This is a genomic window from Mucilaginibacter sp. (genome assembly GCF_041660805.1).
Taxonomy (GTDB): Bacteria; Bacteroidota; Bacteroidia; order Sphingobacteriales; family Sphingobacteriaceae; genus Mucilaginibacter.
Genome location: NZ_JBAZVP010000027.1, coordinates 60,706 through 76,429 on the forward strand (window position 1 = coordinate 60,706; position 15,724 = coordinate 76,429).

Consider the following 15,724-nt stretch of genomic DNA (forward strand, 5'->3'; position numbering starts at 1 on the left):
TGGTTGGTTGTGTAAATAGTGAATGGTTTTATCCGATCTGCAACTATTCTCTAATCAACTTATTCTAACTTAATCAACTACTTTGATAAACTCTGGATATAATATACAACCGGCATAGCTGCAAATAACAACGGTATAACTACCGCGAACAGCCAGGTGCCAAAGAAATAAATAATAGGCTTATACTTACGGTGCACCCATCCTAATGTATGAAAAGCACTTTGGAAACCATGCAACAGGTGAAATGACACCGCGCCCATTGCTATTACATAAAAAGCTACATACCACAAATGGCTAAAGCTTGATGTAATGCGTGCATGCAAATCCTTCACACGAACTATCTCTACATTGTTTTCTGTAGATACCGACCTTTCAAAATCGGCAACCTCTGGTTTGTAGTCAGATACGGTTGTTTCGTTAGTGCCCAGGTTTGTACGGTATTCCTTAAAGCCTAAAATATCTTTAGACTTATAGGTCAACCAAAAATCGCTCATGTGTATTACAATAAACAATAGTAATATTGAACCCAACAGCCCCATGTTTTTTGAAGACCATGCTGCAGGCGATTTAGTTTGCACTGCATAACCCACCGGCCTTGCCCTGCGGTTTTTTATAGTTAATACAAGCGCGTAAACGGCATGTACTATTATGGCTAAGTATAGCAAGTAGGCTACAACTTCAATAGGTGGAAAATGGGTTAGGAAATTTGCATAGCTATTAAATGCAAACCCCTGGTCGTTTTTAAATAACAACAGGTTACCACCAACGTGTACAATTAAAAAAGTACACAAAAACAAGCCAGTTAAAGCCATTATCAGCTTCTTTCCCAGTGATGAGTTAAAGGTTTGTTTAAATTCGCTCATTATTGATCAGATTTATTTCAGGCAAAAGTATTTATTAAAAGCCAAAAGATATAAATGGTTTTGGCTTTAAAGGGTGTTAATGGCTATTTAGAAACATTCTAAAAGAAATAGTATAGCAGGTTTAAATTTTTATCGCTTTATTAGCACACCAAACCCTTTTCATGAAGCTCTTATACCTTACAGTGCTGCTTGCAGTACTTGCATCTTGCAACAAAACACCTCAATTAAAACTAACAGTTAAATATCCGGGAGTAAAAAATGGAGTAGCTATTTTAAAACAAGCCAATGAAATAGTATTGAGTGAAAGTTTTAAAGGTGGTGAATTAAATATAAGCCGGCAATTAGCTACACCCGGGTATTATAGCCTAAGTATTTTTGATAACGATAAACCACTGCAACCCAAAAAAACGTTTGATTTATACCTGGAAACTAAGGAATATCAGATAGAAGTGTCTCCTTCAAACTTGCCGGATTATCCAAAAATTACAACTACATCTGCAATTCAAAACCAACTGTCTGATTACTATAGCTTTGCTGGCCAGCGTGCAAAAGTATTAGATTATAAGATAGACTCTCTGGTAACTTACCTTCAATCGCAAAAGGCTGCAGCATTACCTAAAAAAGAGCGCTCAATTATATATGCTGACACCCGGGTAATTCAAAAAAAGCGCCGTGAGCTTGATCTGGAAATATTAAAAACCTATACCGAAAAGCACCCTCAAAATACCATTGGTGCCCATATTATGGCCCAGCAATATTATTTTGAAAACCCTAAAGCGTACAACAGTATTTTTCAAAAGTTTACACAGGATGTTAAGGATAGCGATGACGGTTTAAAAATTAACAACAAGCTAAGTACATTACTTGGTGTAATGACGAATGCTAAATCGCCCGACATTATTGGGAATAAACCCGATGGACAACCATTTAATAAAAGCGCTATTAAAAACGAAGTCACACTTGTTGAGTTCTGGCTTTCATCGCACATGGTAAGTGCTTTAGATCATCAAAAAATGGTGAATGGCATTATCATAAGTGATTATGACCGGAAAAGATTTGGTATACTAAGTGTATCAGTAGATACTATTGCTGCACAGTGGAACAAGGTAATAAAACAGGACCTTTTAACCTGGCCCCAGGTTTCAGACCTGAAAGGGAACAGTTCGCCAAATGTAAAAAACTGGAACATTACCAAATTACCCACCTATTTTTTGGTGGATAAGAATTGGCGAATTATTAAATCTGATATTGATTTAATGGATATTGACGAAGCAGTGCATAGCTATTTTAAAAAACACCCTAACCTATAACGCTATTACTTTATCCTGTAACACCCCAAATATATGGTCGGCTTTGCGGCTAAGTATAGCAACCTTACCCGTGAATTTTCCAAAGGATGGGAGTATGGCCTGGTTTTTACCAAATGCGAAACAAGGGAGCGTAACGCTTTGCCGGCCCCTGCCAACCAGGTTAATGCCGGGATGTATATGTCCGCAAAGAACGTAGCCCTCCGCTTTAATTTCCGGATCAGCAAGTGGATGGTGCAGCATCAGGAATGGCCCTACAGATAGTTTTTGATGCAGGGCAATTCCCAGATCTGTGTAATGCTTATCACTAATGATATCATGGTTACCCTTTATCAGGATGATCTGCAGCTTTGGGAACTGACTGCGCCAGAGTACGAACCAATCCCAGTCGGAATTCATATCACTGTGAAATAGGTCTCCCAGAAAATAAACCTTTTCCGGCTTATGTTCGTAGATGAGGTCAGACAGCATAGACAGGTCCTGCTGCTCCATATTGCGCGGTATAGCAATACCGGCTTTGCGGAAATGCCCAACTTTACCAAAATGTACATCAGCAGCAATTAAAGCTTTTTCCTGTTGCCAGTAAATAGCTTTTTGAGGCAACAATAAAAGATCCTGATCTAAAAACCGGAAAGGGGTACCCGCACTCATCATAGCAGGTGCAAAGATACAGAACCTCACCTAAATCCTACCCAAAGAATTAAAAGGGATGAAACGTCGCATAGTTAATTGTATGCGCTATTTCAGCAACTACAGATCAATATCAGCAACTAATACAACAAATTATCATACGGATATCGTTCTGTATGTATTTCCTTTACATGCTCGTAAAGCAGGTCTTTAAATTCATCTACATTTTCCTTATGCGTAGCTGATATAAATATAGCCGGGCTGTTGTTCTTCGCCATCCAACTGCGTCTAAAATCATCAAGCGTTAACGGGCCCTCGGTTACATCAACGTGGTGCTGTTCGGGCACAAAGGCATCTATTTTGTTAAAAACGGTGATCATTCTTTTGTCGATAGCGCCCAGGTCTTTCAAGGTTTCGTTAACCGTACGGATCTGATCTTCAAAATTCGGGTGCGATATATCAACCACGTGGATCAAAATATCAGCCTCGCGCACTTCATCTAAGGTAGATTTAAAGCATTCTACCAAATGGTGAGGCAGCTTACGGATAAACCCCACCGTGTCTGACAACAGGAACGGCACATTCTCAATCACTACCTTCCTAACGGTAGTATCCAGCGTGGCAAACAACTTATTCTCGGCAAAAACTTCAGATTTTGCCAGCATATTCATGATGGTTGATTTACCAACGTTGGTATAACCCACCAATGCAACACGTATTAATTGCTGGCGGTTCTTCCGCTGTGTTTCGTTTTGGCGGTCAATAAGTTTCAGGCGCTCTTTTAACAGCGATATTTTGTTCAGGATCAAACGCCTGTCTGTTTCTATTTGTGATTCACCCGGCCCACGCATACCAATACCACCTTTTTGGCGCTCTAAGTGAGTCCAAAGGCGGGTTAAGCGTGGTAATAAATATTGCAACTGAGCCAACTCTACCTGGGTTTTGGCCTGCGCGGTTTGTGCCCGCCCGGCAAAAATATCAAGTATAAGGTTACTGCGGTCTAATATTTTAACCTGTAGTTCCCGTTCTATATTACGGAGTTGTGACGGCGACAGCTCATCGTCAAAAACAACTATATCAATTTCTTCGGCGGTAACAAACTCTTTAATTTCTTCCAGTTTACCGGTACCTACAAAAGTAGACCGCTCCGGGCGTTGCAGTTTTTGAGTAAAGTTCTTCACTGTATCACCACCTGCGGTAGCTACTAAAAACTCCAGTTCCTCTAAATATTCTTTTTCCTGTTCCTCGGTTTCGTTAGGGGTTATAACACCCACCAGTACAACCCTTTCCTGCTTCACAGCAGTATCATAAAATTTTTGCTTCATTTAAAATGATTAACAATTAAAGTACAAAGGTAATAACATATATTTTGATGTTTGGTGACAGATTTATTCCCGTCAGCTTATCCACCAATTATTTTCTAAATGCAACTGCGTACGGGCGCGGGTTATTGATGTGTACCACCATTTACACAATTCCAGTCTGTCCATTCCGTACATGCTTTTCTCCAAAAACAAAAACACATTGTTCCATTCGCCACCCTGCGCTTTATGGCAGGTAACGGCATAGCCATACGTTGCTTTAAGGCAGCCTAAATACTCATCCTTCCGCATGGCGTTGTGATATTCGGGCGAGTTTGGTGCAACCTTTTTATCATTCATTCTAAAGCTGAAATCTATCATCAGCTCTTTAGTCTGGTCATCTGTCAGGTTTCCTTTTATGTGGTTTACCGCATCAAGAGACAGTAATAGGGTATAATCAATTTCTGTAGCTATTGGCCTTACCTTTACTTTTTGAAACTTCATTCCGGCTTTTGTGGCAACAGCCCCTAACTCACGGATCTCAACAAAATCTCCGTTAGATAGTGGTACGGTATAATTATTTTGAGTTACCAAAAGCACTTCGCCTACTTGCAAGGGAATGTCTTCGTTTCCATACAACTCTCTTCGCATGTCACGATTGATCTTTTGTACCATTCTGTTGCTCCGGGTAATAGCCAGCGTTTCATTTGCACCTGCCAATTTATAATCTTTAACGTATTGAGCGAACAATTCGTTATATGACATATGAAGCTTTACATTGTTTAAGGCTGATGCGGGCAGCTTGGGGAAACGTTCCCAACTGTTTTGCATACTCATATCGCGTACTGCCCCGGCCAATCTTAAAATATCGTTACCTGCGGTTACACGCTCAATTTTTTGCAGGGTGAATGATACGGCTACCCGGTTCTGTGTTGCTAACCAGTTAGTATCTAAAGCCGGACTAATATTTTGCCCGATGGGAGGCAACTGGCATGGATCGCCCACAAAAATTATTTTGTTGTTACCTGCAACTTTAAAAAAGTCATCTAACAAATTGCCCGATCCAAAATTGGTGAATGATACATCTTTTGATGCCTCGCATGACAACATTGAAGATTCATCAACAATATAAACCCGTTTATTTTCATCAGTGGAGCGCACAAGGAACTCCAGGCTCATTTGATTGCTGTTATCAGCAGCCCTATCCCGGTGCATGATGTTATCAATACCATCAACTTTGCTGAAATTATAAAGCTCGCCATGCACCGTTTTGGTTTCGAAACCGGTTTTGCCTTTTAGTACTGCCGCCGCCCTGCCGGTTGAAGCCAGCATACAAAACTCCTGCTCGCTATCTGTAAGCATTGTTGCCAGCCGCTGCATCAGGAAGGTTTTACCTGTACCGGCATAGCCTTTTAAAACAAACACATTGGCAGCTGGGTGCTCCAAAAACTTTTCAATAGCCTTAAAGGCTGCTTTCTGTTCTGTGTTTAATATTATCCCGGCCGACATTCCGGCTAAGGTATTGAATTATTGCAAACTAAAAAAATTAGCAATTGTTATTTTAATCCTTTTACAAATTCGCGCATCGCAGCGCCGGGATCTGCCTGTTTCATAAAGTTCTCGCCAATTAAAAAACCATTGAAACCAGCCTGTTTTAACTGTTTTATAACCTCCGTATCGCTAATGGCGCTTTCAGAGATCTTCATGAACTCGTTAGGGATATGCTCAACCAGTTTAAATGAATTCTCTACCGATACGGTAAAATCTGCCAGGTTACGGTTATTTACACCAATAGCATCTAAGTTGGTATCTATACTGCGCTCCAGTTCTTCCAGGTTATGCACCTCTAAAAGTACATTCAACTCCAGGCTTTTAGCCAATGCTGCCAGGCTCTTAATTTCGGCAGGGGTTAATATTGCCGCTATTAGCAGGATAATATCTGCACCCAGTGATTTTGCTTCTATCACCTGGTACTCATCTATCATAAAATCTTTACGCAGTATAGGGACATTGGTTGCACGGCGTGCCCTTACCACATCCATTTTACGGCCCATAAAAAAGCCATAGTCGGTTAATACAGAGCATGCCGAAGCCCCTGCATCTGCATAGGCTTTGGTTACATCTTTAACCAGCGCGCCATCATTAATAATACCCTTTGATGGCGATTTTCGCTTAAACTCGGCTATAATGCCGGTGCGATCAGGCGCCAATAAAAATTCCTTAAAAGAATAAGTCTCCCGGTGAAAGTATTCAGATTCCTCCAGTTTAGTGTAGGAGGCGCGTACCTTATCCCTTTCAACCTCTTTCTTTTTATGGGCAACTATTTTATCGAGTATATTCATTTAACCCCCTAACCCCCTGAAGGGGGAATGTTTGATTTGCTAAGTTATAAATTTGTTAACTATCCTTTCAACCAGTTCTGCATCATCTCTTTACCGTACTCGGTAAGTACCGATTCGGGGTGAAACTGGACACCTCTAACATCATATTCTTTGTGACTTAAGGCCATAACCGAACCATCCTGCTCGTCAATTGCCGTAATTGTTAATACTTCAGGCAACTCTTTTTCTACCACCCAAGAGTGATAACGGCCAACCTTAAAGCTTTGGGGCAAACCGGTAAAGAGTTTTTCACTGGCATCCGTCACTTTTATTGGTGTAGCAATACCATGCATCGGCTGGCTTAAATTATAAAGCTTACCGCCAAAAACTTCGGCAATAGCCTGCTGGCCTAAACAAACACCAAATATGCTTTTGGTAGATGCATACTTCTCTATCACATTAAGCAGCAAACCCGCCTCTGATGGTATGCCCGGGCCGGGCGATAAAATGATATGGCTAAATGCATCCACATCATCTATATTAAATTTATCGTTACGCCATACCTCGCATTGTAAACCAATCTCGTTTACCAAATGCACCAGGTTATAGGTGAATGAATCGTAGTTGTCTATGATGAGGATACCCCCCAGCCCCCTAAAGGGGGAGCTTTTTGAAATTATATTTTCGCTCATTGTAATCTTTTCAAATGTGTTTATTAAACTTCTGTTCCCCCTTCAGGGGGTTAGGGGGTTTAAAGCTCTTCTGCCAGTTCAATCGCTTTCCGTAGCGCGGCTATTTTGTTATCTACCTCTTTCAGCTCACTTTCGGCAACAGAACCGGCTACTATGCCCGCACCTGCCTGGTAATGGAGCGTATTGTTTTTGCTTAAGAATGAGCGGATCATGATGGCATGGTTAAAATCGCCGTTAAAGCCAAAGAAACCTATGGCCCCGCTGTAAAAGCTGCGCTTGGTTTTTTCGTTCTCGTCTATAATTTCCATTGCCCTGTATTTTGGCGCACCGCTCAGCGTGCCTGCCGGGAAAGTATCTGCCACAATTTTAAATGACGATGTGCCGGGTTTCAACTTACCGCTTACATGTGATACCAGGTGGATAAGGTGCGAATAATACTGCACTTCTTTAAAGGCCTTAACGCTTACATTCTCGCAATGGCGGCTCAGATCATTACGTGCCAGATCAACCAGCATTACGTGTTCGGCAGATTCTTTAGGGTCGGCCTCCAGCTGGCGGGCAAGCTCCGCGTCCTTTTCATCATCACCGCTGCGCTTAAACGTACCGGCAATTGGGAATATCCCCGCTATATTATTCTTAATGGTGATCTGCGCCTCGGGCGATGAACCAAAGATCCTGAAATCGCCAAAATCAAAATAAAACAAATAAGGCGATGGGTTAATTGAACGCAAAGCCCGGTAAACGTTAAACTCATCTCCTAAAAACTGCCTTGAAAAAGCCCTTGATGGCACTATCTGAAACACATCTCCTCTGTAAATGTGCTGTTTCATTTTTTCAACTATGGCAATAAACTCCTCGTTGGTAAGATTGGATTGTTCTGCCGCGCTGCTTTTAAAATTATACTCAGGGAAGTTCTTGTTCTTGATCAGGTCCTCAATTTTCTCCAGTCCGTTGGTCTCCGGCTGGCCCTCAACCTGGTTATGGAAAATGTAAAGCTCATTCTTAAAGTGGTCTATAGCAATTATGTACCTATAAATATGGTATTGCATCACCGGGATCTTTCGGGTAGTATCTTCGGTTTTCTTTAGGCGGATGGTCTCGAAATGTTCAACCGCTTCATGGGTAAAATAACCAAACAGTCCGTTTGATATGATCTTGGAGCTATTTTCACCTGCCTCAAAACGGCTTAAAAAATTATTTATCTCGTTGGTCAGTTCAAATTCGCCCGCGGCTTTTACTTCCTCTGTTCCATCGGGGAATTTTAATTTAAGCTGGTCATCATCAAGTACAATACCACTGAAAGGCGCACAGCAAATATAGCTTAAGCTATTCTCGCGGCTATGGTAATCCGAACTTTCCAGCAGTAACGAATTTGGAAAAACATCCCTCAGGCGCAAATAGATACTTACCGGTGTGGTGGTATCAGCAAGGAGCTTCTTTTGGGTTGTTGCTATTTTATATGTAATCATTTTTCTATCAGGTTATTAACAAAAAAAACCGGCGAATTGAGCGTTCGCCGGTTTTTAAAATAGGTTTATATTTGATTAGTGTACTTATATATCAAAAACTATCCGGCTGCTATGTTTTGCATAGTGCCACCAATTGGTATTATGAGTAGTTTTTGTCATATCGTGGGAACAAATTTATAAAGAAATTTGAATTACCAAATTTTTTCTGAAAATTTTTAATGTGTTACGCCAAAAAACGGGCGCTGGCTTTGTACAATAGCTACGGCAACCACTATAAATGCCAGTGTATAAAATATCGCGATAGCACGGTGCTTCCCTTCGGGCAAGGTTATCCGTTTTGATTTTGCATGGCCAATGGTAATTAAAACAATGGCAAACAGCATCATAGTAATATGTTCAACAGTCCAGTAACGTACATCAGGCGTTTTCATGGTGGTGCTGTTAAACTGCACAAACGGACTCAGAAAATAGAGTATCAATCCCAATAAAAACTGAGTGTGAACCGATATCATAGCAAACAAATTAAGCTTGCGGTTACCTTCTGTGTACTGTTTTTTGCCAAACCAGCCAGATAAGGCACCAATTATGGCTGCCAACACCAGTATAATTACAATATACCTGAAACCAGAATGAAAATATTTGAAAAAGTTGTATGCATTCATGTGCTTTATAATTTTTTGCTTCGAATATACTGATAAATATAATTTTTGCCCGCCTCATTGTAACAAACTTGTGCAACAGCTATAGCTAAAACACGAGTAATGTTGAATATTTATATATTTAATGCAATTAACTTTTAACTAACTAACTGATGAAAAAACTGCTACTCTTTTGTTTTTCCCTGCTCACATTTCATTTGAGCTATTCGCAGGAAACTTTTCCTGTAAACGGCTCGTGGGATGTGCGCCCCGGAGCCTATGCATTTACCAATGCAACTATTGTAACCAGTGCCGATGTGAGCATTAAAAACGGAACCTTATTGGTTAAGGACCGTGTAATTGAAGCTATAGGTGCCAATGTTAAAATCCCAAAGGGCTATGTTACTATAGACTTGAAAGGGAAATTTATTTACCCCGGTTTAATTGATGCCTATACTACATATGGTATGCCGGAAGCACCACGACAAGCATTTGCTGCTGGTGGTTTTGGTGGCGGCCGTGCATCGGTACCTGTTTCTACAAAACCGGGTGCTTATGGCTGGAACGAGGCTATTAAGCCAGAAATGAATGCTAAAACTGTATTTCATGTTAATGCCGCTGCTGCAGAGGCTTTAAAGAAAAATGGTTTCAGCACTGTTCAATCATTAATACATGATGGTATTGCCCGCGGGACTTCGGTAACTGTTAGCCTGGGCGATGAGCGTGATAATTATGTTATGATAAATGATCAAACAGCAGCCCATTACTCTTTTAGTAAAGGTACCGCAGCTACTAACTACCCGTCATCATTAATGGGAAGTATAGCCCTGCTGCGCCAAACTTATTATGATGCGCAATGGTACAAAACCCAAAAACAGGAATACAATATTTCTTTAGATGAGTTTAACCGCACACAAAACCTGCCTCAGATTTTTGAGGTGAGCGATCCGCAAAGTATTTTCCGTGCTGTTAAAATCGCCAAGGAATTTGGCAAACAGTATGTTTTAAAAACTGATGGTTTAGAGTATCAGCGCATTGCTGCTGTTAAAGCTACAGGCAGCACTCTTATTATTCCTTTAACTTTCCCTGCTGCATTTGAAGTAGAGGATGCTTTGGATGCACGTAATATTACTTACGAACAACTAAAAGGCTGGGAACTGGCACCAACAAACCCCGGCGTATTAGAAAAAGCTGGTGTTAAATTCGCAATTACCTCATACGGCATTGCTAACACACGTGATTTTTGGGCTAATATCCGCAGCGCTATCAGCTATGGTTTAACAGAGAAACAAGCATTGAATTCGTTAACTGCCATCCCTGCAGAAATACTGGGCGTTAGCGACAAAGTAGGTACCCTTGCTAAAGGCAAAATGGCCAGCTTCCTGATCACATCTGACAGCTTATTTAAAGCCGACAATATAATATATGAGAACTGGGTAGAAGGCCGCCAGTATGTGGTATCAAAAATGGATGTATCAGACCTGCGTGGTAACTATACTTTAACCGGCGATGGTTTTGCAAACACAACTATTAAAATTGGTGGTACACCGGGTACTTATGATGTAAACATTGAACGTACCGGTGCAGATAGCGCCCGTGTGCGCGGCACAATTACCCGCACAGGAGACGATGTAAGCATTTACTTTGGTTTAAAGGCGAAACCTGCGGGTGTTGTCCGTTTAGCGGGCCACATTTCATCAATATCTCCAATAACTATAAGAGGGAACGCTATTTTTCCGGATGGAACGCAATCAGCATTCAGCGCGGTGTATGCCGGTGCTGCGCCGGCCGGGCAAACGCCTCGTCCTGCTCCAAAACCTAACCTGGCTGTTGGGCCGGTAATTTATCCGTTCACAGCTTTTGGCAATGTTGAAGCACCTAAAGCCGAAACCGTATTATTAAAGAATGGTACCGTTTGGACTAACGAGAAAGACGGTATCCTGCAAAATACAGATGTACTTATTGAAAACGGTAAAATTAAAGCCGTTGGTAAAAACCTGGCAGCGGGTGGCGCTAAAGTAGTTGATGCTACAGGCAAGCACATTTCTGCAGGTATTGTTGATGAGCACTCGCACATTGCAGCAACCGGCGGTATTAACGAGGGTACACAATCTGTAACTTCTGAAGTTCGTATGGCCGATGTTATAGATGCCGAAGACATTAACATTTACCGCCAGTTAGCAGGCGGTGTTACTACATCACACATCCTGCATGGTTCTGCCAACGCTATAGGTGGCCAAACGCAATTAATTAAGCTGCGTTGGGGTAAGTTGCCCGAGGAGATGAAATTTGAAGGCAGCGATGGTTTTATTAAGTTCGCTTTGGGCGAAAACGTAAAAGGCAGCAATAGCAACATCACATTTGGCCAGGTATTACGTTTCCCGCAAACCCGTATGGGTGTTGAGGAGGTGTATGTTGATGCCTTTACCCGTGCTAAAGAATACAAAGCCGCCCGTGCTGTAAAAGGCAGCACCACCCGCCGCGATCTGGAACTTGATGCTTTATCAGAGATACTAGATAGCAAACGCTTTATCACTTGCCACTCTTATGTACAGTCGGAAATTAACATGCTGATGCATGTTGCCGATTCAATGGGTTTCAAGATCAACACCTTTACCCACATTTTAGAGGGTTACAAAGTGGCTGACAAAATGAAGGCGCATAACATTGCAGGTTCAACCTTCTCTGACTGGTGGGCATACAAAAATGAGGTTGCCGAAGCTATCCCGTACAACGGTAAGCTAATGCATGAAGTTGGTTTGGTAACCGGCTTTAACTCTGATGATGCAGAAATGGCCCGCCGTTTAAACCAGGAAGCCGGTAAAGCGGTTACTTATGGCCACATGAGCCAGGAAGATGCCTTGAAACTGGTAACCCTTAACCCTGCAAAAATGCTGCATGTTGATAACCGCATTGGTAGTATCAAAGCAGGTAAAGATGCTGATATTGTGGTATGGTCTGCCAACCCGCTATCTATATACGCGGTTGTTGAAAAAACATATGTTGATGGTATTCCTTACTGGGACCTTTCGCAAGATGCTGCAAAACAAAAAGCAATGAAGACTGATGGTGCACGCATTGTCCAAAAAATGCTTGAATCTAAAAACGCTGGATCTACAACTCAAAGGCCCGCATTTGGCCGCAGGCCACGCTTATACGAGTGCGAAAGCTTAGAGGAAGACAATTTTGTAGTTGCTGATGAATACACCGAAATGGAAAAAGCACGTTCAGCAGCACAATCAGCAAGTAAACAACAATAACCCCCTAATTAAGAATCGACATGAAAAAAACAATATTAAGTTTAGGAGGATTATTGCTTGGCATTAACCTCATATACGGGCAGGCAACTATATTGCCGGCCAAAGCACAAAGCAAACCTGTTGTAATTACCGGTGGTACTATCCACGTAGGTAACGGGCAGGTTATAAACAACGGCTACATTACTTTTGATAAAGGTAAAATTACAGGTGTTGGTGAAGGCGCAGGCCCTACAGGTGCCTACGAAGTAATTAACGCTACCGGCAAACAAATTTACCCCGGCTTTATTGCCCCAATGACCACTTTGGGCTTGGTTGAGGTTGAATCAGGCGCGCGTGGTACCGTAGATGACGAAGAAACGGGAGATCTTAACCCGCATGTTCGTTCAATTGTTGCCTACAATACCGATTCAAAGGTAATACCAACAGTACGCGCTAACGGAATTTTATTGGCACAGCCAACACCAGCCGGCGGTACCATTTCAGGTACATCGTCAGTTGTACAACTGGATGCCTGGAACTGGGAAGACGCCACATACAAAAAAGATGTAGCAGTACATTTAAACTGGCCATCAACAGGTGGCGGTGGTGGCCGCAGAAGAGGGGCCAATGCACCTGCAGTGCCGGGTGTGGTACAGGAAACCCCTGCCGAGCGTGCTCAAAAAGCCATTGATAACATCACCCGTTTATTTGTTGAAGCGAAAGGCTATAGCGAAGGTGCAAAACCGGCTACTGCCAATATCCGCTTTGAGGCAATGAGGGGCTTATTTAACGGCACTAAAAAACTGTTTGTTATTGCTGATGGTGCCAAGCAGATAATGCAGGCAGTAACCTTTGGCAAGCAAATGGGTGTATCGGTGGTAATAGTTGGTGGTAAAGAATCATACCTGGTTACAGATATTTTAAAAGAAAATAATGTACCGGTTATCCTTCGCGAAACACAGACCTTACCTGATAGGGATGAAGATGACGTTTACCTGCCTTACAAATTACCAAAAATACTCCAGGATGCAGGTGTGGTATATGGCTTAACCGGTATAGGTTTCTGGCGCCAGCGTAATCTACCTTTCGAGGCTGGTGAAGCGGTAGGTTACGGATTAACCAAAGAGCAGGCCGTAGCTATGATCTCGCTTAACAATGCCAAAATTTTAGGTATCGACAAAACTACCGGATCATTAGAAACCGGTAAAGATGCCAACCTGTTCATTTCAACAGGTGATGCATTGGATATGATAGGCCTTAATGTTGAAACCGCCTTTATACAGGGCCGTAACATTAACTTGGATAACCTGCACAAACAATTGTACAGGAAATTCAGCGAAAAATATGGTTTAAAAGCAGATTAAGCGTTTAATTTACTTATTCCTAAAAGGCGATGGGCTTAGCTCATCGCCTTTTTATTTTACCTACGCGTCATTGCGCGTTTTAAAATCCGGTTGGCATCTGAAGGGGAAATGACATTGGCTGGGTCATCCTGAGCGTGTCGAAGGACGTGCGCAAAGGCCCACCCCCGCAATGCTTCGACAAGCTCAGCATGACCCAATTAACTAAATATGTCATAGGTAGCGATAGCGAAGACAACCGACCGCAGGGAGCTCATTAATTCCATCAAGAAAATCAAACGCATTAATAATCCTCGACATGCTTGTCGCCTACTTTTCTATCGGGGATTGCTTCGTGCCTCGCAATGACGCGTTTTGCTATTTACACCGCAAAACTAAACTTCCCCATTAAAACAGCCGGGTTAGTCCCAATTTTTATTGGCTCGCCGCAAAGTGCCTCATTACCTAAAAGGGCAAACAAAATCGCTTCCTTAGCATCGGGGTTAATTCCTAATTCGCTGGTGTTGGCAATGGTTACTCCGGGTAAAGCCTTTTGCAGGTATTCAATCACAAACGGGTTCCTTGCACCGCCGCCACTCGTGAACAGCTTAAGATCCGTCACCTTAAAATTTGTTTGTATAAAATTAGCGATAGAGCGGCCGGTAAAAGCGCTTAGGGTAGCCACCAAATCGGTTTTATTTATGTTTAATAATCGGGTGGCTTGCTGTGCATCACCCACAAAATCTAAATTAAATAATTCAGGTCCGGTGGTTTTGGGTAATGCTTCATTAAAAAAAGGATGGTGCAGCAAAGCGTCCAATAACGTTTCATTTACCTCTCCCGAAAAGGCAATTTTAGAACCCTCATCAAATGCCTTGTCAAAGTATTTACGGCATGCGGCATCTATCAGTGTATTGCCGGGGCCAATATCGGTACACATAATTTTGGAATGATCGCCATTGCCCGGCAGATAAGTAAGGTTGGCAATACCGCCAATGTTCAGCAATATCCTGTCTTCCCCGGCTTTGCTGCCTAAAAGCACATCGCCATATAAAGCTAAAGGGGCTCCCTCGCCGCCTGCTGCGATATGTTTTTGGCGGAAATCACTTATTGTCAGTATGCCTGTTTTAACGGCGATATGATCGGCGTCGCCTATTTGTAAAGTAGCATTGCCGTATTCCGCTTGCTGGTGCAAACGTTTGGGGGCATGGTAAATAGTTTGCCCGTGGCTGGCTATAAAATCAACATCTGATGCCTGTACGTTCCATTGCGCAAGTGCCTGCAATATCAACTCCGCATGAAAACTGCCGATGCGGGCGTTCAGCAAAGTTACCTGCTCTAAACTTACCTGCTTTTGAGCGAATACCTGCTGCACTTCCTGCTTAAAATGAGTTTGGTATGGGATAGTGATGAATTGTAATAATTTAAACCTGGTACTGGTGCCATTACCGGTAAAGCTGCATAAGGCGATATCCAGGCCATCCAATGAAGTGCCCGACATTAGACCGATGCCCAAACGCTCCTCTTTTTGGGCGATGTTAAACAGCTTTTGCAGGTTTTTATTTAGTGGTGGCATGCGACTAATTTAGCTGTTTTACCGCCCCACACAAATAAAAATTAAAATGCCCTTTATTTAAATAGTTGAATATATTTGTTTTAAACCTTTATAACCTATCAATCCCCCTATATATGGCAAGATTAAATTTATTGGAAGAGACGCGATACGAAAAGCTACCAGTAAGCGTTTACCGCGACCAGCAAACCGCCTCGCTGGCGGTAGCAGGGCGTATAGCTACCCTGATCCGTGCGCGGCAGGCAGAAGGGCGGCCGGCGGTGCTGGGGCTGGCAACCGGGGTAACCCCGGTAAAGGTTTATGCCGAGCTGGTGCGGCAGCACCGCGAGGAAGGGCTGTCCTTTAAAGGGG

Annotated in this window: 12 protein-coding genes and 1 pseudogene; 4 read left to right on the plus strand and 9 right to left on the minus strand. The window is 42.5% G+C overall.

Features of this window, described 5'->3' with window-relative positions:
• Window positions 1-77 precede the first annotated feature (77 nt).
• Window positions 78-863 carry a succinate dehydrogenase cytochrome b subunit gene (locus tag WC743_RS22735; RefSeq protein ID WP_373015856.1) on the minus strand — a complete coding sequence of 262 codons (786 nt, stop codon included), beginning with the start codon at window positions 861-863 and terminating at the stop codon, window positions 78-80.
• Between the two features lie 161 nt (window positions 864-1,024).
• On the opposite strand from WC743_RS22735, the gene WC743_RS22740 reads away from it, so the two are divergent.
• A complete protein-coding gene (locus WC743_RS22740) occupies window positions 1,025-2,173 on the plus strand; it encodes a peroxiredoxin family protein (protein ID WP_373015857.1) in 1,149 nt (382 codons plus the stop codon).
• Here the strand turns inward: WC743_RS22740 and pdeM are convergent.
• The 7 genes from pdeM to WC743_RS22775 all read right to left on the minus strand — a co-directional run bounded on the left by pdeM (window position 2,168) and on the right by WC743_RS22775 (window position 9,245).
• On the minus strand, window positions 2,168-2,824 hold the full coding sequence (gene pdeM / locus WC743_RS22745; RefSeq protein ID WP_373015858.1) for a ligase-associated DNA damage response endonuclease PdeM: 657 nt from the start codon (window positions 2,822-2,824) through the stop codon (window positions 2,168-2,170). The genes WC743_RS22740 and pdeM overlap by 6 nt on opposite strands.
• Window positions 2,825-2,940: 116 nt before the next feature.
• A complete protein-coding gene (gene hflX, locus WC743_RS22750) occupies window positions 2,941-4,125 on the minus strand; it encodes a GTPase HflX (protein ID WP_373015859.1) in 1,185 nt (394 codons plus the stop codon).
• Window positions 4,126-4,197: 72 nt separating this feature from the next.
• Window positions 4,198-5,610 carry an ATP-dependent RecD-like DNA helicase gene (locus WC743_RS22755; RefSeq protein WP_373015860.1) on the minus strand — a complete coding sequence of 471 codons (1,413 nt, stop codon included), beginning with the start codon at window positions 5,608-5,610 and terminating at the stop codon, window positions 4,198-4,200.
• Window positions 5,611-5,657: 47 nt separating this feature from the next.
• Window positions 5,658-6,443 (minus strand): indole-3-glycerol phosphate synthase TrpC, encoded by a 786-nt coding sequence (trpC, locus tag WC743_RS22760; RefSeq protein WP_373015861.1) that lies wholly within the window; start codon window positions 6,441-6,443, stop codon window positions 5,658-5,660.
• A gap of 59 nt (window positions 6,444-6,502) precedes the next feature.
• The gene (locus WC743_RS22765; protein ID WP_373015862.1) at window positions 6,503-7,114 is read right to left on the minus strand and encodes an aminodeoxychorismate/anthranilate synthase component II; all 612 of its coding nucleotides are present in this window, start codon (window positions 7,112-7,114) and stop codon (window positions 6,503-6,505) included.
• A gap of 59 nt (window positions 7,115-7,173) precedes the next feature.
• The gene (locus tag WC743_RS22770) at window positions 7,174-8,583 is read right to left on the minus strand and encodes an anthranilate synthase component I family protein (RefSeq protein WP_373015863.1); all 1,410 of its coding nucleotides are present in this window, start codon (window positions 8,581-8,583) and stop codon (window positions 7,174-7,176) included.
• Between the two features lie 215 nt (window positions 8,584-8,798).
• On the minus strand, window positions 8,799-9,245 hold the full coding sequence (locus tag WC743_RS22775) for a cytochrome B (protein WP_373015864.1): 447 nt from the start codon (window positions 9,243-9,245) through the stop codon (window positions 8,799-8,801).
• A 149-nt stretch (window positions 9,246-9,394) separates the two neighbouring features.
• Here WC743_RS22775 and WC743_RS22780 point away from each other — a divergent pair, with 149 nt between their 5' ends.
• Window positions 9,395-12,481, plus strand: coding sequence for an amidohydrolase family protein (locus WC743_RS22780; protein WP_373015865.1), 3,087 nt, complete (start codon window positions 9,395-9,397; stop codon window positions 12,479-12,481).
• Window positions 12,482-12,501: 20 nt separating this feature from the next.
• A complete protein-coding gene (locus WC743_RS22785; protein WP_373015866.1) occupies window positions 12,502-13,824 on the plus strand; it encodes an amidohydrolase family protein in 1,323 nt (440 codons plus the stop codon).
• Window positions 13,825-14,182: 358 nt separating this feature from the next.
• Here the strand turns inward: WC743_RS22785 and WC743_RS22790 are convergent, their stop codons facing one another.
• A complete protein-coding gene (locus tag WC743_RS22790) occupies window positions 14,183-15,376 on the minus strand; it encodes an anhydro-N-acetylmuramic acid kinase (protein ID WP_373015867.1) in 1,194 nt (397 codons plus the stop codon).
• A 113-nt stretch (window positions 15,377-15,489) separates the two neighbouring features.
• Between WC743_RS22790 and WC743_RS22795 the strand changes: the two are divergent.
• Window positions 15,490-15,724, plus strand: a pseudogene (locus WC743_RS22795) (glucosamine-6-phosphate deaminase); the annotation flags it as partial.

What these genes read in the sequence shown, in the direction of transcription:
- WC743_RS22735 (WP_373015856.1), bottom strand. Translation starts at nt 863, where the DNA reads ATGAGCGAATTTAAACAAACCTTTAACTCATCACTGGGAAAGAAGCTG.
- WC743_RS22740 (WP_373015857.1), top strand. Translation starts at nt 1,025, where the DNA reads ATGAAGCTCTTATACCTTACAGTGCTGCTTGCAGTACTTGCATCTTGC.
- pdeM (WP_373015858.1), bottom strand. Translation starts at nt 2,824, where the DNA reads ATGATGAGTGCGGGTACCCCTTTCCGGTTTTTAGATCAGGATCTTTTA.
- hflX (WP_373015859.1), bottom strand. Translation starts at nt 4,125, where the DNA reads ATGAAGCAAAAATTTTATGATACTGCTGTGAAGCAGGAAAGGGTTGTA.
- WC743_RS22755 (WP_373015860.1), bottom strand. Translation starts at nt 5,610, where the DNA reads ATGTCGGCCGGGATAATATTAAACACAGAACAGAAAGCAGCCTTTAAG.
- trpC (WP_373015861.1), bottom strand. Translation starts at nt 6,443, where the DNA reads ATGAATATACTCGATAAAATAGTTGCCCATAAAAAGAAAGAGGTTGAA.
- WC743_RS22765 (WP_373015862.1), bottom strand. Translation starts at nt 7,114, where the DNA reads ATGAGCGAAAATATAATTTCAAAAAGCTCCCCCTTTAGGGGGCTGGGG.
- WC743_RS22770 (WP_373015863.1), bottom strand. Translation starts at nt 8,583, where the DNA reads ATGATTACATATAAAATAGCAACAACCCAAAAGAAGCTCCTTGCTGAT.
- WC743_RS22775 (WP_373015864.1), bottom strand. Translation starts at nt 9,245, where the DNA reads ATGAATGCATACAACTTTTTCAAATATTTTCATTCTGGTTTCAGGTAT.
- WC743_RS22780 (WP_373015865.1), top strand. Translation starts at nt 9,395, where the DNA reads ATGAAAAAACTGCTACTCTTTTGTTTTTCCCTGCTCACATTTCATTTG.
- WC743_RS22785 (WP_373015866.1), top strand. Translation starts at nt 12,502, where the DNA reads ATGAAAAAAACAATATTAAGTTTAGGAGGATTATTGCTTGGCATTAAC.
- WC743_RS22790 (WP_373015867.1), bottom strand. Translation starts at nt 15,376, where the DNA reads ATGCCACCACTAAATAAAAACCTGCAAAAGCTGTTTAACATCGCCCAA.